This is a genomic window from Georhizobium profundi (assembly GCF_003952725.1).
Classification (GTDB): domain Bacteria; phylum Pseudomonadota; class Alphaproteobacteria; order Rhizobiales; family Rhizobiaceae; genus Georhizobium; species Georhizobium profundi.
This window is the reverse complement of record NZ_CP032509.1, coordinates 117,744-139,777: the sequence shown is the minus strand read 5'-3', so window position 1 is coordinate 139,777 and position 22,034 is coordinate 117,744. Positions and strand designations below refer to the sequence as shown.

Annotated in this window: 18 protein-coding genes; 12 read left to right on the top strand and 6 right to left on the bottom strand. The window is 63.9% G+C overall.

All coding sequences use genetic code 11. The annotated features are described in order from the left end of the window. Nucleotides 1-3 precede the first annotated feature (3 nt). Nucleotides 4-1,452 (bottom strand): dihydrolipoyl dehydrogenase family protein, encoded by a 1,449-nt coding sequence (locus tag D5400_RS00670; protein ID WP_126006696.1) that lies wholly within the window; start codon nucleotides 1,450-1,452, stop codon nucleotides 4-6. Nucleotides 1,453-1,529: 77 nt separating this feature from the next. Then, nucleotides 1,530-2,249: a TVP38/TMEM64 family protein gene (locus D5400_RS00665; protein ID WP_126012540.1), complete on the bottom strand. Its 720-nt coding sequence runs from the start codon at nucleotides 2,247-2,249 to the stop codon at nucleotides 1,530-1,532. Between the two features lie 390 nt (nucleotides 2,250-2,639). Here D5400_RS00665 and rpmH point away from each other — a divergent pair, with 390 nt between their 5' ends. The 10 genes from rpmH to D5400_RS00615 all read left to right on the top strand — a co-directional run bounded on the left by rpmH (nucleotide 2,640) and on the right by D5400_RS00615 (nucleotide 14,091). After that, nucleotides 2,640-2,777, top strand: a complete 138-nt coding sequence (rpmH, locus tag D5400_RS00660; protein ID WP_126006694.1) for a 50S ribosomal protein L34 — start codon at nucleotides 2,640-2,642, stop codon at nucleotides 2,775-2,777. 38 nt (nucleotides 2,778-2,815) lie between these two features. Then, a complete protein-coding gene (rnpA, locus tag D5400_RS00655; protein WP_126006691.1) occupies nucleotides 2,816-3,202 on the top strand; it encodes a ribonuclease P protein component in 387 nt (128 codons plus the stop codon). 82 nt (nucleotides 3,203-3,284) lie between these two features. Next, complete coding sequence (gene yidC / locus D5400_RS00650; protein ID WP_126006689.1) at nucleotides 3,285-5,096, top strand: membrane protein insertase YidC; 1,812 nt, start codon at nucleotides 3,285-3,287, stop codon at nucleotides 5,094-5,096. 72 nt (nucleotides 5,097-5,168) lie between these two features. Beyond that, complete coding sequence (yihA, locus tag D5400_RS00645; RefSeq protein ID WP_126006687.1) at nucleotides 5,169-5,822, top strand: ribosome biogenesis GTP-binding protein YihA/YsxC; 654 nt, start codon at nucleotides 5,169-5,171, stop codon at nucleotides 5,820-5,822. 119 nt (nucleotides 5,823-5,941) lie between these two features. Next, nucleotides 5,942-7,168: an ABC transporter substrate-binding protein gene (locus tag D5400_RS00640; protein ID WP_126006685.1), complete on the top strand. Its 1,227-nt coding sequence runs from the start codon at nucleotides 5,942-5,944 to the stop codon at nucleotides 7,166-7,168. Nucleotides 7,169-7,251: 83 nt separating this feature from the next. Next, nucleotides 7,252-8,931: an ABC transporter permease gene (locus tag D5400_RS00635; protein ID WP_126006683.1), complete on the top strand. Its 1,680-nt coding sequence runs from the start codon at nucleotides 7,252-7,254 to the stop codon at nucleotides 8,929-8,931. A gap of 5 nt (nucleotides 8,932-8,936) precedes the next feature. After that, nucleotides 8,937-9,593, top strand: coding sequence for an ATP-binding cassette domain-containing protein (locus tag D5400_RS00630; RefSeq protein WP_126006681.1), 657 nt, complete (start codon nucleotides 8,937-8,939; stop codon nucleotides 9,591-9,593). Next, nucleotides 9,590-12,061 (top strand): ATP-dependent helicase HrpB, encoded by a 2,472-nt coding sequence (hrpB, locus tag D5400_RS00625; protein WP_126006679.1) that lies wholly within the window; start codon nucleotides 9,590-9,592, stop codon nucleotides 12,059-12,061. The genes D5400_RS00630 and hrpB overlap by 4 nt, the downstream gene beginning before the upstream one ends. 67 nt (nucleotides 12,062-12,128) lie before the next feature. Next, the gene (locus D5400_RS00620; protein ID WP_126006676.1) at nucleotides 12,129-13,490 is read left to right on the top strand and encodes an ActS/PrrB/RegB family redox-sensitive histidine kinase; all 1,362 of its coding nucleotides are present in this window, start codon (nucleotides 12,129-12,131) and stop codon (nucleotides 13,488-13,490) included. A gap of 40 nt (nucleotides 13,491-13,530) precedes the next feature. After that, a complete protein-coding gene (locus tag D5400_RS00615) occupies nucleotides 13,531-14,091 on the top strand; it encodes an ActR/PrrA/RegA family redox response regulator transcription factor (protein ID WP_126006674.1) in 561 nt (186 codons plus the stop codon). An 8-nt stretch (nucleotides 14,092-14,099) separates the two neighbouring features. Here the strand turns inward: D5400_RS00615 and D5400_RS00610 are convergent, their stop codons facing one another. After that, nucleotides 14,100-14,597 (bottom strand): MmcB family DNA repair protein, encoded by a 498-nt coding sequence (locus D5400_RS00610; protein WP_126006672.1) that lies wholly within the window; start codon nucleotides 14,595-14,597, stop codon nucleotides 14,100-14,102. A gap of 214 nt (nucleotides 14,598-14,811) precedes the next feature. On the opposite strand from D5400_RS00610, the gene D5400_RS00605 reads away from it, so the two are divergent. Further along, the gene (locus D5400_RS00605; protein WP_126006670.1) at nucleotides 14,812-15,456 is read left to right on the top strand and encodes a L,D-transpeptidase; all 645 of its coding nucleotides are present in this window, start codon (nucleotides 14,812-14,814) and stop codon (nucleotides 15,454-15,456) included. Nucleotides 15,457-15,494: 38 nt separating this feature from the next. On the opposite strand, the gene D5400_RS00600 is transcribed toward D5400_RS00605, so the two are convergent. From D5400_RS00600 to D5400_RS00590, 3 genes are all read right to left on the bottom strand, one after another. After that, nucleotides 15,495-16,379 (bottom strand): SH3 domain-containing protein, encoded by an 885-nt coding sequence (locus D5400_RS00600; RefSeq protein ID WP_126006668.1) that lies wholly within the window; start codon nucleotides 16,377-16,379, stop codon nucleotides 15,495-15,497. Nucleotides 16,380-16,614: 235 nt separating this feature from the next. After that, nucleotides 16,615-18,798 carry a malate synthase G gene (locus D5400_RS00595; RefSeq protein WP_126006666.1) on the bottom strand — a complete coding sequence of 728 codons (2,184 nt, stop codon included), beginning with the start codon at nucleotides 18,796-18,798 and terminating at the stop codon, nucleotides 16,615-16,617. Nucleotides 18,799-18,920: 122 nt separating this feature from the next. Next, on the bottom strand, nucleotides 18,921-20,936 hold the full coding sequence (locus D5400_RS00590) for a hydantoinase/oxoprolinase N-terminal domain-containing protein (RefSeq protein WP_126006664.1): 2,016 nt from the start codon (nucleotides 20,934-20,936) through the stop codon (nucleotides 18,921-18,923). A gap of 240 nt (nucleotides 20,937-21,176) precedes the next feature. Here D5400_RS00590 and D5400_RS00585 point away from each other — a divergent pair, with 240 nt between their 5' ends. After that, nucleotides 21,177-21,899, top strand: coding sequence for a helix-turn-helix transcriptional regulator (locus tag D5400_RS00585; protein ID WP_205665500.1), 723 nt, complete (start codon nucleotides 21,177-21,179; stop codon nucleotides 21,897-21,899). Nucleotides 21,900-22,034 lie beyond the last annotated feature (135 nt).

The following is a 22,034-nucleotide window of genomic DNA, read 5'->3' as shown; positions in this document are numbered from 1 at the left end:
CCATCAGCCGAAGCGACGCAGAAAGGCCAGGAGCTTGCGCACGAAAGGCTTGCGCGTCATCGGTGCATAATAGGAGATCGCCGCACGTTTTCCTATCTCGCTCATGGTCGGATAGGGCGCAATGAAACCGCGCAGATCGTTGAGCGTCATCTTCTTCGACAGAGCGAGCGCATAGAGATTGATCATCTCGCCGGCGCCGTGGCCGACGATGCCGACGCCGAGGATCACCCCGCGCTTTCCCGCCACGATCTTGATCTCGCCGCCCGTGCGGCGCTCCGCTTCGGCGCGATCGTTTTGCGCGTAGGGCCAGCGCTGGATCGTGATGGTGTGGCCGGCCTTGCGCGCCTCTTCCTCCGTCAGGCCGATCTGGGCCAGCTCCGGGTCCGTGAAGGTGACGCGCGGTATCACCGAGCGGTTCTCCTTGGCCGGCACGCGGAAGAGGATTTGCTGCAGGACGAGGCCCGCATGGTAGTTCGCCACATGGGTGAATTGCAGGCCGCCCGCCACCGCATCGCCGATTGCGAAGACGCGGCTGTTGCTCGTCTTGAGCCCGCTGCCGACCTTGATGCCGCGTTGATCGAATGTGATGCCGGCTTCCTTCAGGCCGAGATTGTCGACCTGAGCGGCGCGTCCCACCGCGACGAGCAGGTGACTTGCCGTAACAGAGGTCTCTTTGCCATCTATCCGGTAGGCAATCGAAACGGATCCGTCACCGCCCTTGCTCGCCCTCAGAATTTCGATGTTTTCGAGCACGGCGATGCCATCCGCTTCGAGACGGCGCGTAACGATCCGGGCAAGTTCGGGATCCTCCTTGCTGAGCAGCGTGCCCATTTCGAGAATGGTGACGGCGCAGCCGAGGCGACGATGGGCCTGCGCCATCTCGACGCCGATCGGCCCACCACCGATAACGATCAGATGCTCCGGCCGGGTGGTCAGCGAAAACAGCGTCTCATTGGTGAGATAGTCGACGTCCGAGAGACCGGAGATGTCCGGCACGCGCGGTTTCGAACCCGTGGCAAGCACGAAGCGCCGGGCGCGGATCGTCTGGTCGCCGGCCACCACGGTTCGGGCATCGGTGAACCGCGCTTCCGCCTGGATGACGTTGACGCCCAGCGCCCGAAAGCGCTCGACGGAATCATTCGGCGCGATCGCCCCGATCACCTCGTGAATGTGGGCGTTGACCCTGGCGAAGTCGATCTCGGGCTCGCCGGCGAAAACACCGAAATGCGGCGCCTCGCGGATGGCTTCGGCATGTTTGGCCGCAGCGATCAGCGCTTTGGAGGGAACGCAGCCATAGTTCAGGCAGTCGCCACCCATCTTGCCCTTTTCGATGAGAACGACCGAAACGCCGAAGGAGGCGGCAGCGGCGGCAACCGTCAGGCCGCCCGAGCCTCCCCCGATGACGCAGATGTCGGGTTTCAGAACGGCGCTCTCTGCAGTCTTGGACGTCATGATGTTTCCTTCATCCGCTTGCGCATCTCTAGATCAGTCTCGGCTTTGCGCGAAGGGCCGGAAACGCATGCGACGCTTCAGGTCTTGGTGTGGCGGGTCACGCGTTTGACGATCAGCGGAATGGCGGCAACGGCTGCCAGGGCCGCGAAGGCCAGCGTGATCTGCGGCGTGACGAGATCGCCGAGCGACAGCGTCGTGCCGGCTTCGCTCGCCGCAACGAGCACGCTGTCGAGGCCGGAGCCGAGATAGGAATAGGCGAAAGTGCCCGGCAGGATGCCGATCAGTGTCGCCATCACGAAGGTCCGGGTGCTGACGCCGAAGAAGGCCGGGGCGATGTTGACCAGGAAGAAGGGGAAGATCGGCGCGAGCCTCAGGATCAGCAGATAGGAAAAGGCATCCTTGCGAAAGCCATCGGCAAAACGCGCGAGGCTTCCGCCCGCGCGATCGCGCAAGGTCGGGCCGAGCGTGCTCCGGGCGGCGAGGAACAGCAGCGTCGCACCCGTGGTCGCGGCAACTGCCGTCAAGGCGCCCCCGGCCAGCCAGCCGAAAAGAAAGCCGCCGAAAACGGTGAGAACCGATGCCGCGGGGAACGCGACCGCCACCGCCAGCGCGTAGACGCCGAGATAAGCTGCGGCGGCAAGAAGGAAGTTGGCTGCGACGAAGCCCTGCAACTGGTCGCGATGATCGGCAAGCGCGTTTAGCGACAGATAGTCCTGGAGCCCGAATGCGTAGCCGAGCGCCAGACAGCCGAGGATGGCGACCGCTGGCAGAAAGCGGCTGAGAGCCCGTCCGGTCATGCGCCGCTCCGATCCATGTCCTTCACGACCTTGCGCGTCCTGCCCTTCGGCATCGAAAGCCGAATTGGCGGTCGGATAGGGGCTGTGCTGCTTCACGTGAGGCGATCCTTTAGCGGGTATGACCATCATCGGGCTACAGCGAAAAGAGCGCAGAGGCCAATGACATGCGCTCGCTTTGCCAAACGTCTGCGTGATGGGGGCGTGTCCGGTCACCGCGGCAAAGCCCGGGCGAGATTGACTTTGAGGGCCCTTCTTGCCTATAAGCCGGCCACATTCGTGCTCGGTCGGGGCGCTCCCAAGGGAGCTGAACGTGCCGCGAGACGGATGATCCATCGCAACGCTTCTGTTTCGACAGACCAAGAAGGGCCGCACCCCGCGGTATCTAAATAAATGACAAAGCGTACATTTCAGCCTTCCAAACTCGTGCGCAAGCGCCGTCACGGCTTCCGCGCACGCATGGCCACCGCAGGTGGCCGCAAGGTACTCGCAGCACGTCGCGCACGCGGCCGCAAGCGTCTGTCGGCTTGATCGGCCTGTTGCCCGCTTTTGATTGAAAAGGCTGGCACATGCTCGACGACAAGCCGAAAGGAAATCCGCAACGGTTGAAACGCCGTGCCGATTTCGTCGCCATGAAGACCGGGCAAAAACACAAGGGCCCGTTCTTCCTTCTCGAGACGAGGTCTCGTGGAGATGATGAGCCGCCGCGCGTGGGCTTCACACTGACGAAGCGCCAGGGCAACGCGGTTGAGCGCAACCGCATGAAGCGCCGTTTGCGCGAAGCAGTGAGGCTCTCGGGAGCCGCAGCGATGAAGCCTGGGGTCGACTATGTGCTGGTAGGCCGCCGCGACATGCTCTCTGCGCCCTTTTGTCGCTTGACGGCAGCCATCAAAGAACGCATCGAAGGGCCGCGCTCCCAGAGCCGGCCGAAAACAGGTTCGGTCAAGGACACGTAGGGTCAGCGCAAACGCCGCTTCGACGGCGGTGCGGCAGCGGCTCGATCAAGCCGCGCCCACGGCGGAAATCCAGGAAAGCAGGATGCAAAACAACCGCAATTACTTCATCGCAATAGCGCTTTCCGTGCTTGTGCTGATCGTTTGGCAGTTCTTCTATATCAACCCGCGCATCGAGGCCGAACGGCAGGCCACCGGCCAGCAGCAGGAAGCCGTGACGCGCGACCCGAGCCCAGGCGTCGAAGGTGTGCCTGCACCTGCCGCTGGTCAAGCGCCGGACGCAGCCTTGCCTGGTGGGGCAGGTGGTCTCGAAGTCACCGCAGTCAACCGCGATGCCGCGATCGCCGCGAGTGAACGCGTTGCCATCGACACGCCGTCGCTCACCGGCTCGATCAACCTGACCGGCGCGCGCTTCGACGATCTGCGCCTGAAGGGCTATCGCGAGACCGTCGATGACGACAGCCCGATCATCACGCTTTTGTCTCCTGCCGCAATCGAAACCGGTTACTTCGTCGAGCTTGGCTATGTCGGCAGTGAAGCGGCGGGTCCCGTTCCGGGTGCCGACACCGTCTGGGAAGCCGAGGCGGGCGCCGAACTGACGCCGCAGACGCCCGTCACGCTGACCTTCGACAACGGCCAGGGTCTCGTCTTCACCCGCACGATCTCCGTCGACGACGACTTCATGTTCCAGGTCGACGATACGGTCTCCAATACCAGCGGTGAAACCGTATCACTCGCCTCCTATGGACGTTCGACCCGGTTCTCCAAGCCGACCACGCCATCGATCTTCGTTCTGCACGAAGGCCTTCTCGGCTTTTTCGGCGATGCCGGCCTGCGCGAAATCGACTATTCGGACGTCGAGGAAGATGGCATCATTTCCGTCGAGCAGGCGTCCGCCGGCTGGATGGGGATCACCGACAAGTACTGGGCAACCGCGCTCATCCCGGATCAGGCGAACCCCTTCGTCTCGCGCTTTGCCTATTTCGGCGAAGGCCGTGCCCGTTATCAGACCGATTTCCGCGCCGACGCCCTGACAATCCCGGCCGATGGCACGGTGGAAGTTGCGAACAAGGTGTTTGCCGGTGCCAAGCAGGTGCCGATCATCGACGGCTACCAGGATCAGTTCCAGATCCCGAGCTTCGACCTGATGATCGACTGGGGCTGGTTCTATTTCATCACCAAGCCGCTTTTCTACCTTCTCGACTTCTTCTACCGCCTCCTTGGCAATTTCGGTGTCTCGATCCTGATCACCACCGTGCTGATCAAGCTCGTCTTCTTCCCGCTCGCCAACAAGAGCTACGTCTCCATGGCGAACATGAAGAAGGTTCAGCCGAAGATGGAGGAGATCAAGAAGAAGCACGGCGACGACCGCATGGCCATGCAACAGGCCATGATGGAGCTCTACAAGACCGAGAAGATCAATCCGATCGCCGGTTGCTGGCCGGTGCTCCTGCAGATCCCGGTGTTCTTCGCGCTCTACAAGGTCATCTACGTCACGATCGAAATGCGCCATGCGCCGTTCTTCGGCTGGATCCAGGATCTGTCCGCGCCCGATCCGACGTCGATCTTCAACCTCTTCGGCCTCCTGCCTTACGATGTGCCGGCATTCCTGCTCATCGGCGTCTGGCCGCTGATCATGGGCGTCACGATGTTCCTGCAGATGCGCATGAACCCGACCCCGCCGGATCCGACGCAGCAGATGATCTTCAACTGGATGCCGGTGGTCTTCACCTTCATGCTGGCAACCTTCCCGGCTGGTCTCGTCATCTACTGGGCCTGGAACAACACGCTTTCGATCCTCCAGCAGGGCTTCATCATGAAGCGCCAGGGTGTGAAGATCGAATTGTGGGACAATCTGCGCGGCCTCTTCCGCCGCAAGCCGAAGCCCGCCGAATAAATTTTCGACCATCGAGAACCCCGGCCATCCGGGGTTCTCCTTTTTCGACGCGGCGCGCGAAAGGAAAAGCCTGTGACTGCCGAAAGCACGCTCGTCGACACCAATCTCTTCCTGAAGCCGTGGATATTCATCCGCGGCGTGCCGGCCATGAAGTTCCTGCCGCCAGAGGGCCCACCGGAAATCGCCTTCGCCGGCCGTTCCAATGTCGGCAAGTCGTCGCTGATCAACGCGCTTCTGATCCAGAAGGGCCTGGCGCGCACTTCCAACACGCCAGGCCGCACCCAAGAGCTTAACTATTTCGTCCCGGACGGCTATTCGGGCGCGGCCGACGATCTGCCGCCGCTGGCCCTGGTCGACATGCCGGGCTACGGCTATGCCCAGGCGCCGAAGGAACAGGTCGACCAGTGGACGAAGCTCGTCTTCGACTATCTCCGTGGCCGCGCGACGCTGAAGCGCGTCTACGTACTGATCGATGCCCGCCACGGCATCAAGCCAAACGACGAGGAAGTGCTGGATCTGCTCGACAAGGCGGCCGTGTCCTACCAGCTCGTTCTGACCAAGACCGACAAGATCAAGGCCGCCGGCGTGCCGCGGCTGATCTCCGAAACGCTCGCCAAGATCGCCAAGCATCCCGCGGCCTTTCCGGAAGTGCTCGCGACCTCTTCCGAAAAAGGGGTCGGCATCGAAGAACTGCGGGCTGCCATGCTGCGCGCAGCGCGGGACTAGGCCAGAGCCTTTCCGCCCTGCGGTCCACACGAAGTCGTGTTGGGGCGTGTCGCGTCGTGCATTGACGCCGGTTGCCCTCGCTTTAAGTTCGTCCGTCATCAACCGGAGGGTACATGCCGATGGGGCTGAAACGAATTCTACTCGCCGCAGCGGTCGGTCTGTCGCTGTCTTCTTCCCTCCACGCCGCTGACATCGACCCGACGAACTGGGATGCCGTGCTGGAAGAAGCGCGCGGCCAGACGGTCTATTTCAACGCCTGGGGCGGTTCGGAAAACATCAATGCCTATCTCGAATGGGTGTCTGGCGAAGTAAATGCCCGCTTCGACATCGCTGTCGTGCACGTGAAGCTGGACGACACGGCCAATGCCGTCGCGCGCGTCGTCGCCGAGCGCACCGCCGGTCGCAACGAAGGCGGCTCTGTCGACCTTATCTGGATCAATGGCGAGAACTTCGTCGCGATGAAGGAGCAGGACCTGCTTCTCTCGCCGGGCTGGGCGCAGGATCTGCCGAACTGGCAGTATGTGGATTTCGAAAACCAGCCTTCGATTCTGACGGATTTCACCGTGCCGACGGAAGGCCTGCAGAGCCCCTGGGGCGGCGCGAAGCTCGTCTTCTTCTACGATGAAGCGCGCACGGATGCTGCCGATCTTCCTCAGGATGCGGAAAGCCTGCTCGCCTGGGCAAAGGCAAATCCCGGCCGCTTCTCCTATCCTGCTCCGCCGGACTTCATCGGTTCGTCCTTCCTGAAGCAGGTGCTGAGCGAAGTTATCGACGATCGCGAGAAGCTGCAGCGGCCAGTCGATCCCGAAACCTTCGAGGCGGATGTCGCCCCGCTCTTTGCTTATCTGGACGAGCTTCACAGCGTTGCCTGGCGCTCCGCTGCGGCCTTTCCGCAGAACTATCCGGACATGAAGCAGAAGCTCGCCGACGGCGAGCTCGACATCATCTTCGCGTTCAACCCGGCCGAAGCGTCGGCTGCCATTGCTGCCGGTGAGCTGCCGGATACGGTGCGCTCTTTCACCTTCCCGGAAGGCACGCTCGGCAATACCCACTTCGTGGCCGTGCCGTACAATTCCTCCGCTGCCGCCGGTGCGCTTGTCGTCGCCGATTTCCTGATCTCACCCGAGGCGCAGCTGCGCAAGCAGGACCCGGCCTATTGGGGCGATCCAACCGTGCTTGCGATGGCGAAGCTCAGCGACGCCGATCGGGCGGCATTCGACGCTCTTGACCTCGGTGTCGCGACGCTCGCCCCGGATGAACTCGGACCGATCATCGATGAGCCCCACGCATCCTGGATGGAGCGGATCGAAGACGAGTGGCGCCGCCGTTACATCGCCGGCAATTGAGTGACCAAGCCGCGCCTCGCCAGATCGCCTTGGCCCGCCCGGCCTGACGAGCGCGCAGCTCCCGATCTGACTGTGGTCCGGCGATGACGCTCGCGCGTCTCGCTCCACCGCTGACGATCGGCATTCTGATCCTGCCGCTCGTCTTCGGCCTTGTCGGCACTGTGTTGCCGGCTTTGGGCTATCTGCCGGCACTCGGCGGCACGACCGTCACCACAGAGCATTTCGCCGAGCTTTTCGCCATGCCTGCGATCTGGCGCTCTGCCTGGCTCAGCCTGTTCGTCGGTCTCGCGACGACGGCGATCTCGCTCGGGATCGTCATGCTGTTCGTTGCGGGCTGGTCGCAAACGCGCGTGTTTCAGCGCGTCCAGCATCTCTTGTCCCCGCTGCTCGCTATCCCCCATGCGGCCGCCGCATTCGGGTTCGCTTTCCTCATCGCGCCATCGGGCTATCTGATCCGGTTGGCGGCGCCGGTCTTCGGGATCGATCGGCCACCCGATCTCCTGATCATCAACGACCCGCTCGGGCTGACCATGATGGCTGGCCTGATCGTGAAGGAAATCCCGTTCCTGTTTCTGGTGACGCTCGCCGCCCTGCCGCAGCTGCCGCACCGACCGACCATGCAACTCACATCGGCGATGGGCTATGGCCGGGTGGCCGGCTTCGCCTATGCGCTTGCGCCGCGCGTCTACCGGCAGATCCGCTTCGCCGTCTATGCGGTCATTGCCTATGCGACCTCGGTCGTGGATGTGGCGATCATCCTCGGCCCCAACCTGCCGCCGACCCTGCCGGTCAGGCTGCTGAGATGGATGAACGATCCGGATCTCTCGGTGCGTTTTTTGGCCTCCGCCGGGGCGGTGCTGCAGCTATCAGTCACGATCGCGGCGCTTGCGCTCTGGTGGCTGTTGGAGCGCTTCGTTGCGGCAGTGGTCACGGCGGCCTGTGACGGCGGCCTTCGATTTCGCCGCGACCGGATCGTGCGCATCCTGTCACTTACAGCGACTGCGATTGCGGGCCTGATCGTCTTCGCCGGTGTGGCGCTGTTGGCTCTCTGGTCCGTTTCAGCCTTCTGGCAGTTTCCGGACCTTTGGCCACAAGCTCTGTCGCTCTCCACCTGGCAGAGCGCCTTGCCGCGCATTCTCGATCCGTTGGCGACCACGTTGCTTGCCGGGCTTGCCTCCACGCTGATTGCGCTTCTGCTCACCATCGGATGTCTCGAGCGTGAAATCGAGACCGGCAAGACGGGCGGCAGCCGAGCGTTGCTCGCGATCTATATGCCGCTGATGGTGCCGCAGATCGCCTTCGTCTTCGGTCTGCAGGTCCTGTTTGTCGCAAGCGGCACCGACCAGCGCTTTGCCGCACTCGTTTTCGTGCACCTGATCTTCGTGCTCCCTTACGTGTTCCTGTCGCTGTCCGACCCCTGGCGCGCGCTCGATCGTCGCTACGACCGGGTTTCAGCCGGGCTGGGAAGATCGCGCCTTGCGACGCTTCTCAGCATCCGTCTGCCGATGCTGGCGCGGGCCATCGCGACGGCCGCGGCGGTGGGATTTGCCGTCTCCGTCGGTCAATATCTGCCAACCGTGCTGATCGGCGAGGGGCGGCTGACCACCATCACGACGGAAGCCGTGGCGCTTGCATCCGGTGGTAACCGGCGGGTCATCGGCGTCTATGCCTTTCTGCAGACGCTTCTTCCGTTTGTCGCCTTCGCGATTGCCTCGCTCGTGCCTGCACTGCTATTTCGCGGTCGTCGATCCATGCGCGTCTGAGCGAAATGACACAGCCTGAAAGAGCGGGGCTTAGCCTCCGCGACATCGCGATCCGTCTCGACGGCCGCCTGCTGATCGCACTCGACGCCCATGTGGCGCCGGGCGAGACGCTGACGGTGATGGGCCCGTCCGGCTCCGGCAAATCGACGCTGCTTGCCTATATCGGCGGATTTCTCGATCCGATTTTCGATGCGCAAGGACAGGTGCTCGTCGATGGCGTTGACCTGACGGCGCTGCCGGCCGACGCCCGCCATGCCGGCATCCTGTTCCAGGACCCGCTCCTCTTCCCGCACATGTCGGTTGCCTCCAACATTGCCTTTGCCCTTCCGCCGGACGTGAAGGGTCGGGCAAATCGCCGCGCGATCGCCGAAAAGGCGTTGGCGGAGGTCGATCTCGCCGGCTTCGGGCCCCGTGACCCCGATACGCTTTCGGGCGGGCAAAAGGCGCGTGTCGCCCTGCAGCGCGTGCTCCTGTCGCGCCCCCGCCTGCTCTTGCTGGATGAACCCTTCGCCAAGCTCGACATGAGCCTGCGGGCGCAGACGAGACGACTGGTCTTCGACCAGGCGCGGGCGGCGAAACTGCCCGTCATCCTGGTCACGCATGATGCGGCCGACGCAGAGGCTGCGGGCGGCGCGGTCTTCGAGATGAACGGCGCGCCATGAACCGCGACACATTCGATGCGGCGGCGCGTGCTCTGCCGGTCGGGGCGGTTCTTAACGACCTTGCCACTGCGCTGGATAGGCAAGGCGCAGCGGTCCTCGCCGCACCTCCGGGTGCCGGCAAGACCACGCTCGTTCCGCTCAGGCTTCTCGACGCCCCCTGGCGGGGCGACGGTCGGATCATCCTTTTGGAACCACGCCGCCTGGCCGCCCGCGCTGCGGCGCGCCGCATGGCGGATCTGCTTGGTGAAGAAGTCGGCGATACGGTCGGCTACCGCATGCGGCTCGACACGAAGATATCGAAGCGGACGCGCATCGAAGTCGTGACCGAAGGCGTCTTCGTGCGCATGATCCTCGATGATCCAGAACTCGCAGGGATCGCGGCGGTCATCTTCGATGAATTCCACGAGCGCGCGCTCGATGCGGATTTCGCCCTTGCTCTCACCCTCGATGTGCGCGCAGCGTTGCGCGACGATCTGCGCCTGCTCGTCATGTCAGCGACGCTCGATACCGACCGCGTCTCCGCCTTGATCGATGCGCCGGTGATCGAAAGCGCCGGCCGGGCCTTTCCGGTGGAGATGCGGTATCGCGAACGCCGGGCGGGCGACCGCATCGAAGATGCCATGGCAGATGCGATCCGTGCCGCGCTCGGCGAGGAGACAGGATCGATCCTCGCTTTTCTGCCCGGCCAGGCGGAAATCCGTCGCACGGCCGAGCGGCTGGAAGGCCGGCTGCCGCAAGGCACGGTGCTGGCGCCGCTCTTCGGCATGATGGATGGGCAAGCGCAGGATCGCGCGATACGGCCGGCAGCACCTGGCGAGCGGAAGATCGTGCTTGCGACCTCGATTGCCGAAACATCGCTGACGATCGACGGCGTGCGCGTCGTTATCGACAGCGGCCTGCAGCGTCTGCCGCATTTCGAACCGGCAACGGGGATCACGCGGCTGGAGACTGTGCGGGTGTCACGCGCGTCCGCCGATCAGCGCGCTGGACGCGCGGGCCGCACCGAACCCGGCGTTGCGATCAGGCTTTGGCGTGCCGAGCAAACCGCCGCGCTGCCGGCCTTCACGCCGCCGGAAATTCTGTCGAGCGATCTATCGGGCCTCATCCTTGACAGCGCCGCCTGGGGCGTCCCCGATCCGACGGTGCTCGCTTTCATCGATCCACCGCCGGCGCCTGCCCTCAAGGAGGCGCGTGCCTTGCTGGTGGAACTGGGCGCCCTCGATCCCGCCGGCGGACTGACCGCCATGGGACGCGCGATCCGCGGGCTCGGGCTTCCCGCCCGCCTCGCGGCCATGGTGGCCTCCGCGCCGCGCTCGAGTCGCCTCGATGCAGCCGACATCGCCGTGCTGCTGACGGAGCAGGGGCTGGGCGGCTCGTCCATCGATGTGTCGGAGCGGCTTCGCCGTTGGCGCAGCGAGAAGGGAGAGCGCGCATCCGCCGCACGGGAACTGTCCCGCCGCATCGTCAGAAATCTGGACGGCGCCGGAGGGACCGAGCAGAAGCTTTCGACGGGCGGCCTGCTGGCGCTTGCTTACCCCGATCGTGGTGCCCGCAACCGCGGTGGACGTGGCCGTTATCTCATGGCCAATGGCCGCGGCGCCGAGCTCGATCCGCACGACCCTCTGGCAGGGGAGGAATGGCTGGTGATCGCCGATCTGACCGGCCGCGCCGGTGCCCAGCGCATCCAGGCAGCCGCTGCCATCGATCCGGGCGAGGTGGAAGCGCTGGTCGAGACGCGCGGCGTCGACGGCGACGAGTGCATGTTCGATACGGACAGTCGATCGGTGCGGGCCCGCCACGTCCGCCGCCTTGGCGCCATCGTGCTGGAAGAGCGCGCGATCCCGGTGCCGACCGATGAGCGAACCGCGCAAGCGCTGGCAGACGGCGTGCGCCGGCTCGGCGTCGACGCACTGCCTTGGAGCGACAATGGCCGGCAGTTGCGCGCACGCCTCGGCTTCCTCAATCGTTCGATCGGGGACCCTTGGCCGGCGGTCGACGACGATGCGCTGCTGGCGAAGCTGGAAATCTGGTTCACGCCGTACCAGTCGGGCGTGCGGGCCTTCGATCGGATCGCAGCGGGAAGCCTGACCGAGGGTCTCATGGCGCTTGTGCCCTACGACCTGCATCGCATGATCGAGGCGGAGGCGCCGACCCATTTCGTCGTGCCGACCGGCTCGCGCATCCCGATCCGCTACGATGGCGACGTGCCGGTGCTGGCGGTGCGGGTGCAGGAGCTTTTCGGGCTCGCGTCCCATCCGACGATTGCGCAGGGCCGCCTGCCTCTATTGCTGGAACTGCTCTCGCCTGCGCACCGACCGATCCAGACGACGCGCGATCTGCCGGGCTTCTGGGCCGGCTCCTGGGCCGATGTTCGTGCGGATATGCGCGGGCGCTATGCCAAGCACCCATGGCCGGAAGATCCCGCCCGGGCTGAACCGACGCGCAGGGCAAAACCGCGCGGTTCGTGAGCTTCGCTGGACTCCGCCCGCCGCCTTTGCCATGTCAGAACGACATCGAGAAGGACGGGCTTCGACCATGGCGGTTGCCGACAATTCCTTGAGCGGACGCGATCGTTTCTCGCGCTATCGTCTGCGCCTCCAGACATTGACGCGGCTTCGCTGGCTTGCCGTCGTCGGCCAGTCGCTGACGGTGCTGATCGTCGCCTTTATCCTGGAGTTCCCGTTTCCGGTTCTCCTCTGTTTTGCCCTCATCGCATCCTCGGCCTGGCTGAACATCTTCCTGACGTTTCGCTATCCGGCGACGCACCGACTGAGCCCACCCGCAGCGCTCGGCGTTCTCGGCTTCGACGTGTTGCAACTCTCCGGCCTGCTCTTCATGACCGGCGGTCTCGTCAATCCGTTCTCGGTGCTGATCAGCGTGCCTGTCATCATTTCGACCGCGTCACAGCCGATCCGACAGACGCTGGTCCTCGGCGCTCTCACGATCGCTGCGGTTACGCTGCTGGCGGCCTTTCACCTGCCGCTGCCTTGGTACCCGGGCATCATCTACGAGGCTCATCTGGTGCTGATCACCGGCATCTGGATCGCGATCGTCTCGACGACGCTTTTCGCTGCCTTCTACGTCCACCGCGTGTCGTCGGAAGCCAACGAACTTGCGGACGCGCTGACGGCGACCGAACTGACGTTGCAGCGCGAGCAGCATCTCTTCGCGCTCGATGGCCTCGCTGCCGCTGCCGCCCATGAACTGGGCACGCCGCTCGCCACCATCTCCGTCGTGGTGAAGGAAATGGAGCGCGCGCTCGGCTTCGACGAACGCTACCGTGAAGACCTGCAGCTGCTTCGCTCCCAGACTGAACGTTGCAGGGACATTCTGCGCCGCCTGACCACGCTGTCGACGGATGATGAGGAGCACATGCGCAAGCTGCCGCTTTCGTCTCTCCTGGAAGAAGTGGTAGCGCCGCACCGCGAATTCGGCGTCGAGATCGATGTGGCGATCGAGGCCGTGACCGACGAAGAGCCGGTCGGCCTGCGCAATGCCGGCATCCTCTATGGTCTCGGCAACCTCGTCGAAAACGCCGTGGATTTCGCCCATGAGAAGGTGCGGGTGAATGCGCGCTACGATCGCGATCGCGTGGATATCGTGATTTCCGACGACGGTCCGGGTTTTTCGCCGGAGATCCTCGTGAAGATCGGCGAGCCGTTCGTGACGCGGCGCACGGGCGGAAAGGACAAGCGCGCGGGGGGGCTCGGCCTCGGGCTCTTCATCGCCAAGACGCTGCTGGAGCGCACCGGCGCGACGGTCGTCTTCGAAAACGGAGCCGGCGATGGGAAGGGGGCCGTGATCCGGCTCAGCTGGCCGAGAAGCGCAATGGATGCGGCGAATTCTGCCCAAAGATTGCCGCAGGGCGCGAAACTCCCATATGTAACGAGTGGATAGAAGCCGGCGGGACGGCCGGTACCGCAATGGAGCCTGAAGAATGATCAACGAGGATGTTGCCGACGGCGATATCGGCCCGGATCCCTCCCTGCTGCTGGTGGATGACGACGCGCCGTTTCTGAAACGCCTGGCGCGCGCCATGGAAACCCGCGGCTTCGTGGTGGAGACGGCTGAATCCGTGGCAGAAGGCCTCGCCAAGGCGAAAGCCGCGCCGCCCAAATACGCCGTGGTCGACATGCGGCTCGGCGACGGCAACGGCCTCGACATCATCGATGCGATCCGCCAGCGCCGGACCGATACCCGCATGATCGTTCTGACGGGCTACGGCAATATCGCGACCGCGGTCAATGCCGTGAAGCTCGGTGCGATCGATTATCTCGCCAAACCCGCCGATGCCGACGAGGTGGCGGCAGCGCTCACCCGCAAGCCAGGCGAAAAGGCCGAACCGCCGGAAAACCCGATGTCGGCCGACCGTGTCCGCTGGGAGCACATCCAGCGCGTCTACGAGATGTGCGAGCGCAACGTGTCGGAAACGGCCCGTCGGTTGAACATGCATCGCCGCACCCTGCAGCGCATTCTCGCAAAACGCGCCCCGCGCTGAAGGTAGGTCTATTCGGCGTCTTCCGCCGGAAAGCTGTTGCCGGTCGCCCACTCGGCCATGAGAAGTCGTCCGGCGGCGGCCCGCGCGAATTTCAACGTCATCGCCTTGCGCGTCGCACCGGAAAGCTTGTGCTCCGGTGCTTCGCGCAAGAGATGTGCGCCGAAGCCGTCCGACAGGATCAGCCCACACTCTTCCGGGAAAATGTCGATCGGCACGCCGGGATGCGTGGCGAAGAACAGCCGGTCGCAATGCAGCCTGTAGTCCGGCCATTTGCGGTCGACACGGAAGTCCTGCACCGACGTCTTGATCTCCACGATCCAGAATTCACCGCCGCTGGTGAGCGCCACGATATCCGCACGCCGCCCGCTGGCCAGGGCCAGTTCTGGCAGGGACGCATAGCGAAGATCCGCGAGCAACCGCTGTACGCCGCGCCGCACCATCATGGCGCGATCGGACTGACGACCATCGATCAAAGGGTTTTGAGCATAGGGGGCAACGATAGGCATTTTGCCAGTTTGCCATGGCGGCCGATTCGGAACAATAACAGAACGCACGTGGCGGCCCGCGGCCAGTCCATGACTTGTTGCTGAAAAACAATCCCGCCGCTAAATCGCGCCGATGCGCATGCGTGCCGCTTGTGGCGCTGCGGTGGCGAAAATATGGTTTGGGCGCAGTGCGGATGCCGAGGGCAGGCCGCCCCCGCCGAAGGCACATCCCACAATGAACCGCCGCCAGTTTCTAATCTCTTCCGCCGCCACCGCGACCCTTGCGTTGGCCGGCTGCACCACCGTTCCGCCCATCGCCGCGACACCGCAACTGACGCCGGATTACGGCGTGATCGTCGATGCGGGCTATACGATCCCGGCCGTGCCGATGCAGCGGCTGGAAGCGCGCTTCTCGCGCCAGATCGTGCGCTACCCGACGGAGTATGCGCCGGGCACCATCGTCGTCGATACGCCGGAAAAGTTTCTCTATTACGTGCTGCCGAACGGCGAAGCCGTGCGCTACGGCATCGGCGTCGGGCGCGCCGGTTTCGCCTGGGAAGGCGAAGCCTATGTGGCCTGGAAGCAGGCCTGGCCGCGTTGGCATCCGCCTGTCGAGATGATCGAACGCGAGCCGCATCTGGAAGAATATGCCGATGGTGGGATGGATCCGGGCCTCACGAATCCGCTTGGTGCACGAGCACTTTATCTGTTCGATCAGGACGGCAAGGACACGCTCTACCGCCTGCACGGCACGCCGCAGTGGGATTCGATCGGCACCGCGGCCTCGTCCGGCTGCATCCGCCTGATCAACCAGGACATCATCGATCTCTATGATCGCGTGACGCCTGGCCGCAACACAAAGGTCGTGGTGCTTCAGTAAGCACAACAGGCGGCGGACACGCGTCCGCCGCTATCGCTCTATTCGGAGCGCGCGGTGTCGACCGAAGGCGCCGCATAGTCGATGAACGCCTTGTAGATGTAGCCCTGCCGACCATCGATCTCGACGGCGCAGAAATGCACGCACTCGTCGATGGGCTGTCCTGTCAGTTGAGTCCCTCCCGGAACGATGCTGATGGTCTCCGCGTCGTTGCTGGGTCCCGTTCGGAAGTTCACATATTCCGTCGTCCGGCCTGGGAGAAATCCGGCGGTGGCGACGCCGCTGGCGCCTTCGCCAGAGACTCCGCCGGTCTGCGCATCGAGCGCGGCCACTGCGAAATTCGGCTCCGCAACGAAAGCTGCGTCGGGAAGCTGGTCCTGGCGAACGGCAACGGCCTGCTCGAGCGCTGCAACCTCCTGCTCGCTTTCGGCGACGACGACTTCTGCGGCTGGATCGGACTGAAGAGCGTCGATCGCCGAGGTCGTCTTCTCATCGATGGTGGCTGCGGCAAGCGCTGCACCAAGATCATCAGCTGTTTCAGCCGGCAGCGGGTCGGCATCGCCCTGGGCGCCGAACGCGGTTTCTTCCGATTGTGAAGAGTCCGTCGTGGCGAGGGCTTCGACGCCCCAACGGGGGTCGCTCGCGGCAAGCGGCTGCGGCGTCGTCTCGGCCACTTCAGATGCTTCGCTGTCGACCGGACGTTCGGCCTTGGCGACAGAAGTTGCTGCCATGATTGTGGCGCCCGGCGCTTCCTCGACTGCTGCAAGCTCGACGACGGGCTCCGTCTGTTGCGCACGATCCATGTTGACCGCAATGCCACCTGCAAGCACGAGCGCAGCGCCGACTGGAAAGGCTGCCCAAAGCGCGATCTTCCGCAGCGACATGCGGTCTTCCGGCTCGCTTTCGAATCTGTACTTCTTGATCATTCCGACGCCTCTTGAAACGCAGGAGACATGTCCCTTGGTCGAACGGATCGGCGGGATGTGCTGCCTTGCTGGCAGTTCCGATGCACCCGCCGTTACCGACGCGGCGGCATCCATGCCGGGCGATTATGGCCTCGATTGGTCTAAAATGCGGCCTTAACGTTTCCTTAATGCAGATGCGCCCCGCCGTTTTCACAGCGAGGCGCATGGTCTCGTTCGGTCGAGGCTGGACGGCGCGTTATCCGCGCGTGGCCGCTTTCAGCTCAAGCCGGCGGCGATGCAGGACCGGTTCGGTATAGCCGGAGGGCTGCTCGCGGCCCTTGAGAACGAGATCGAGAGCGGCCTGAAACGCGATGGATCCGTCGTAATCGGCAGCCATCGGCCGGTAAGCGCTGTCCCCGGCGTTCTGCTGGTCGACGATTTTCGCCATCTTCTTCATGGTTTCGACGATCTGCGCTTCGGTCACGACGCCGTGGTGCAGCCAGTTGGCCATGTGCTGTGCGGAAATGCGCAGCGTCGCGCGGTCTTCCATCAGGCCGACATTGTTGATGTCCGGAACCTTGGAGCAGCCGACGCCCTGATCGACCCAGCGCACGACATAGCCGAGAATGCCCTGCGCATTGTTGTCGAGTTCGCGCTGGATGTCTTCGGGCGTCCAGTTGGGACGTTCGGCAACCGGCACCGACAGGATGTCGTCGAGCTTGGCACGGCCGCGTGACTTGAGACCGGCCTGGACCTCGGCGACATTGACCTGGTGATAATGCGTCGCGTGCAGCGTCGCAGCGGTCGGAGAGGGAACCCAGGCCGTGTTGGCGCCCTCCTTCGGGTGGCCGATCTTCTGCTCCAGCATCGCAGCCATCATGTCCGGCATGGCCCACATGCCCTTGCCGATCTGGGCATGGCCGGAGAGGCCGCATTCCAAGCCGATATCGACGTTCCAGTTCTCATACGCCTGAATCCAGGTCGATGCCTTCATGTCGCCCTTGCGGATCATCGGGCCGGCTTCCATCGAGGTATGGATTTCGTCGCCGGTGCGATCGAGGAACCCGGTGTTGATGAAGACGACGCGCTCCTTGGCAGCCCGGATCGCCTCTTTCAGGTTGACCGTGGTGCGGCGTTCCTCGTCCATGATGCCCATCTTGATCGTGTTTGGCTTCATGCCGAGCGCTTGCTCGACGCGGGTGAAGATTTCCGCCGCAAAGGCCACTTCCTCAGGCCCGTGCATCTTCGGCTTGACCACATACATCGATCCGGTGCGCGAATTCTTGCGGCGACCATTTGCGCCGACGTCGTGCAGCGCTATGAGGCCGGTGACAAATCCGTCCATCATGCCTTCCGGAACCTCGTTGCCGTCCCGGTCGAGGATTGCAGGGTTGGTCATGAGGTGGCCGACATTGCGGATAAGCATCAGCGAACGGCCGGGCAGGGTCAGCGTCGAGCCATCCGGCGCGGTGTATTCGCGGTCGTCGTTGAGCGCGCGCGTAACCGACTTGCCACCCTTGTCGAATGTGTCTTCCAGGTCGCCCTTCATCAGGCCGAGCCAGTTGCGGTAGGCCGCGACCTTGTCCTCGGCGTCGACCGCCGCGATGGAATCCTCGCAGTCCTGGATGGTCGTCAGCGCAGACTCCAGAAGGATATCGGAAATGCCGGCGCTGTCGCCTTCACCGATCGGGCTGCGGCGATCGATGACGATCTCCACATGCATGCCGTTCTTCTTCAGGAGTATCGATGTCGGGGCGAAGGCTTCGCCGAGATAGCCGGCAAACTGCGCGCCGTCCTTCAGCTTGCCGAGCGCGCCATCGGTCAGCGCGATGACGAGTTGGCCATCTTCGATCGAGAAGCCGCTGACATTTTCCCAGGTGGTATCGCCCGAGGCGGCTTGAATCGGTGCGCTCTGGTTGAGGAAGTTGCGGCCCCAGGCGATGACCTTCGCGCCACGCTTTGGATTGTAACCCTTGCCCTTTTCGGCACCATCATCTTCGGAAATCGCGTCGGTTCCGTAGAGCGCGTCATAAAGCGAACCCCACCGCGCATTGGCTGCGTTCAGCGCATAGCGTGCGTTCATGACCGGCACGACCAGCTGCGGGCCAGCCGTTGTCGCAATTTCTGGGTCGACATTGTCGGTCGAGACGGAAAAAGCGCCGCCTTCAGGTACGAGGTAACCGATCTCAGCGAGGAACGCCTTGTAGCGCTCTAGGTCGGACGGTGCGCCGTTCTCGCGGTGCCACGCATCGATCTTCGCCTGCAGATCATCCCGCTTGGCAAGCAGTGCACGGTTCTTCGGCCCAAGCTCGTGGATCGCATCGGATAACGCCTTGAAGAATGCATCGGCCTCGACACCAGTCCCCGGCAGAGCTTCCGAGACGATGAAGTCGTAAAGCGTGGTGTCGATCGTCAGCCCGTGCTGCTCGGTCGTGGTCATGCGTGGATCTCCCTTGGCGCGGCAACCGGCTGGTCGCACTTTCCGTTACGCCAGAGATAAGCCCGGCGCATTCCCTGTCAATCGATCATCAATTCCAAAGATTTGTTCCATTTCGGAAACAATCAGACCGGATCGACCGCAAGCCGTGGTCTTCCGGAGCTGACAGCGCGGATCCGCGCTTCGACGAACTGGCGCTGCCCGTCGATGACCGGAGCGGAAATGTGCTCGTCCACGGCCAATGACGGATCGCTGGCGCCAGCGCGTTCGGCCTTCGCAAGGGCGATTGCGCTTGCGGTTTCGCGGGCATTTCTAAGAGCAGGTTCCTCGGCGTCGAACAGTTCCATCTGCGCACCGCCGCTGACAAGGAAGACGCTTGGTTCCGGCGCAGTGACGAGAACCTCGGCCATCTCGGTGATTTGCCCGACCACGGCACCGATCGCGTTGGCGACATCCGCATGGTCCGGCACGACGATCTCCGCTCCAAGCAACGCGCCGATCCCCGGATAATAGGTGGAAGCAGAAGCGCCCAGCCCGACCAGCGGGCGATCGAGCGAAAGCCGGAAGCCGACGATCGATGTCGGGCGGGCCAGCGCGCGCCGCACTGCCTCCGTGCGTGCCGGATCGAAGGCGGGCCCAAACCCGCGCGCGGCATCCTCGCTGAGCCCAGCTTCCAGAACCTTGTGGGCGGATATCTCCGTCAGCGTGGCGATCACGCGCTCGGCCAGGGCCGCTTCGTCGGCGGCCAGCGTGTCGCCCCTGCCGTCGCGCTGACGGGCGAGAAGCGCCCCGCCGAGCCGCGCGGCTTTGCTGTTCCAGAGCGACAAGCGCCCGAGCACATGCATCGCGTCGGTCGGCGTGAAAGCGCTGATGCGCACGAGCCCTTGGCCGGCAAGCCTATCGAGCGCAGACCGTTCGGACGCACTGACGAGGACTGTGTCGAGCGGACGGAAATCGTGGCCGAGCCGCGCAAGCAGCAAGCGGTCGCGGTCCGGCAGATGGCGCGGCGGCGTCATGGCGGTTCGCGCTGCAAAGCGCCCGTCGAGCCGACCGGGCCGATCGTTGGCCAGTTGCCGCTTGAGCGCCGAAACGAGATTGCTGCCGTCGCTAAGCGCCGCGAGCGACAGCGGCACCACGCGGCGCGGTCCGAGCAGAATGCCGGCGGCGATGCCGTCACGCAGGATAGCGACATCGCTGTCCCCACCGAGCCCATGCGTCTGCATCGCGACGGCTTCCACCATGGTGCGGAACCCACCGACCAGCGCGCCTTCGGGATCGAGCCGAGGCCGCCCGTCTTCCAGAATGGCGATATCCGTCGTCGTTCCGCCGATGTCGGCTACGATGGCGCGATCGAGCCCGGTCAGATGGCGTGCACCGACGAGGCTTGCTGCAGGACCCGAAAGGATTGTTTCGATCGGCCGAAGCCGTGCTTCCGAGGCCGAAATCAGCGCGCCGTCGCCGCGCACGACCATCAGCGGGGCGGTGATGCCGCGCGCGGCAAGAAACGCGGTGCTGGCCGATATCAGCCGATCGATCATGCCGATCAGCCGCGCGTTCAAAAGCGTCGTCAAGGCCCGCTTCGGACCCCCGAGTTTCGACGAAAGTTCGTGACTGCAGGTGACCGGCAGGCTGGTCGCCTCGCGGATCAGCGCGCGAACGGCGATCTCATGCTCTGGATTGCGCACCGCGAAATAGCCGGCGACTGCAATCGCTTCCGCCTCTTCGGCCAGCGTCGGCAGCGCCGCTTGCAGAGCCGAAAGATCGAGCGTGCGTGGTTTGCCGTGAACGTCGTGGCCGCCTGGCAGCCGGTAGACGGGTGCACCGGACAGCGCCTCGAGAAGACCTGCGCGTTCGAGGTCTGCGGGCTCGAACCCGATCGCCACCAGTGCGACCTGTCCGCCGCGGCCTTCCACCAGCGCGTTGGTCGCGAGCGTCGTCGACAGGGAGACAAGCGCGATAGACGCTGCATCGATGCCGGACTGCGCGATCACGGCATCCGCGGCGGCCGCGATGCCCGTCGCGAGGTCGTCGTGGCTGGTCAGCGCCTTCGCCTTCGCGACGACGCCGCGCGTCTCGCTGAAAAGCACGGCATCCGTATAGGTGCCGCCGGTATCGATACCGAGAAATATTGGGTTGCTCAAAGCCTGGCCCCGGAAACTGCAACCCCTGGATGGATGCTGACCCGTCATCTAGCAAGTGCACCATGGCGTGCAAGTGTGCTTGGCATTTGATCGGGAGCATTTGATGAGGACAGGTTGCGTTCTCGCGCATTCCTGCTTGCTCCATGGGCGCGCCTGCCCCATTGTCGGCACTCGACAATCGTGGAGCGTGCAGGAAACGACATTGGGCGGCTCGATCGGGACGGAGCGGGTGACGGCGGCATGAATCTAGGCATTTCCAGTGCATCGGATATGCCGGCCGTCATGGGCGACATGCAGACGCCTTACGACCTCTTGCGGTTGCTGCGTTCCAAGACGCAGGAATATGGATTTGCATATTTCACGGTTCTGAAGCTGCCTGCGGTCGGCGAGGCGAAGATCGGTGCTCTCTCGGAACTGTCCAACTGGCCTGCCGAACTCACCCGTACCTATGACGAACGGAAGGTGGGGTCTTCGAGCCCGATCCTGAAGCGCTTGTCCCAATCGGCCATGTGCTTCCAATACACGCTCGATGAGCTTCCGCACCTGGAGACCGGGAAGCGGCCGTCGGTCGTCGATCTCTTCCGCAAGTTCGACATGGTCCGCTGGGCATATTTTCCGGTGCACTGCCCCTCCTACGGTACGGGTGCGATCGGCTACTCGGGCCAGCGTGACGAACTCGACATGCAGGAAATGGGTGAACTGCAGCTTGTCTCCACGGGCATATTCGACCAGCTCGCAAAGCTGCGTGGGACGCGCGACGAGGAAAAGCCTCGTCTCACCGAGCGCGAGCGCGAATGCCTGCGCTGGACGGCCGAGGGCAAGACGAGTTTCGAGATCGGCAAGATCATCGGCATCTCCGAGCACACAGTGAACTATTATCTCAACACCGCTTCGGGTAAGCTGAAATCCACCAATCGCGTGCAGGCGGTCGCCGTAGCCCTGAGAAGTGGGTTGCTCGGGTAGCAATCCCCATATCTTGGGGCGCCAAAGTTTGAAGTGACCGTGCGGAATGATTATCTTGCACAGTGAAATGACATCGATTCGATGCGGTCGGAGCCGTTTCCGCCACGGGTCGCGCTAGGCACGACAACTGACCGT

What these genes read in the sequence shown, in the direction of transcription:
- D5400_RS00670 (WP_126006696.1), bottom strand. Translation starts at nt 1,452, where the DNA reads ATGACGTCCAAGACTGCAGAGAGCGCCGTTCTGAAACCCGACATCTGC.
- D5400_RS00665 (WP_126012540.1), bottom strand. Translation starts at nt 2,249, where the DNA reads ATGACCGGACGGGCTCTCAGCCGCTTTCTGCCAGCGGTCGCCATCCTC.
- rpmH (WP_126006694.1), top strand. Translation starts at nt 2,640, where the DNA reads ATGACAAAGCGTACATTTCAGCCTTCCAAACTCGTGCGCAAGCGCCGT.
- rnpA (WP_126006691.1), top strand. Translation starts at nt 2,816, where the DNA reads ATGCTCGACGACAAGCCGAAAGGAAATCCGCAACGGTTGAAACGCCGT.
- yidC (WP_126006689.1), top strand. Translation starts at nt 3,285, where the DNA reads ATGCAAAACAACCGCAATTACTTCATCGCAATAGCGCTTTCCGTGCTT.
- D5400_RS00640 (WP_126006685.1), top strand. Translation starts at nt 5,942, where the DNA reads ATGGGGCTGAAACGAATTCTACTCGCCGCAGCGGTCGGTCTGTCGCTG.
- D5400_RS00635 (WP_126006683.1), top strand. Translation starts at nt 7,252, where the DNA reads ATGACGCTCGCGCGTCTCGCTCCACCGCTGACGATCGGCATTCTGATC.
- D5400_RS00630 (WP_126006681.1), top strand. Translation starts at nt 8,937, where the DNA reads ATGACACAGCCTGAAAGAGCGGGGCTTAGCCTCCGCGACATCGCGATC.
- hrpB (WP_126006679.1), top strand. Translation starts at nt 9,590, where the DNA reads ATGAACCGCGACACATTCGATGCGGCGGCGCGTGCTCTGCCGGTCGGG.
- D5400_RS00620 (WP_126006676.1), top strand. Translation starts at nt 12,129, where the DNA reads ATGGCGGTTGCCGACAATTCCTTGAGCGGACGCGATCGTTTCTCGCGC.
- D5400_RS00615 (WP_126006674.1), top strand. Translation starts at nt 13,531, where the DNA reads ATGATCAACGAGGATGTTGCCGACGGCGATATCGGCCCGGATCCCTCC.
- D5400_RS00610 (WP_126006672.1), bottom strand. Translation starts at nt 14,597, where the DNA reads ATGCCTATCGTTGCCCCCTATGCTCAAAACCCTTTGATCGATGGTCGT.
- D5400_RS00605 (WP_126006670.1), top strand. Translation starts at nt 14,812, where the DNA reads ATGAACCGCCGCCAGTTTCTAATCTCTTCCGCCGCCACCGCGACCCTT.
- D5400_RS00600 (WP_126006668.1), bottom strand. Translation starts at nt 16,379, where the DNA reads ATGATCAAGAAGTACAGATTCGAAAGCGAGCCGGAAGACCGCATGTCG.
- D5400_RS00595 (WP_126006666.1), bottom strand. Translation starts at nt 18,798, where the DNA reads ATGACCACGACCGAGCAGCACGGGCTGACGATCGACACCACGCTTTAC.
- D5400_RS00585 (WP_205665500.1), top strand. Translation starts at nt 21,177, where the DNA reads ATGAATCTAGGCATTTCCAGTGCATCGGATATGCCGGCCGTCATGGGC.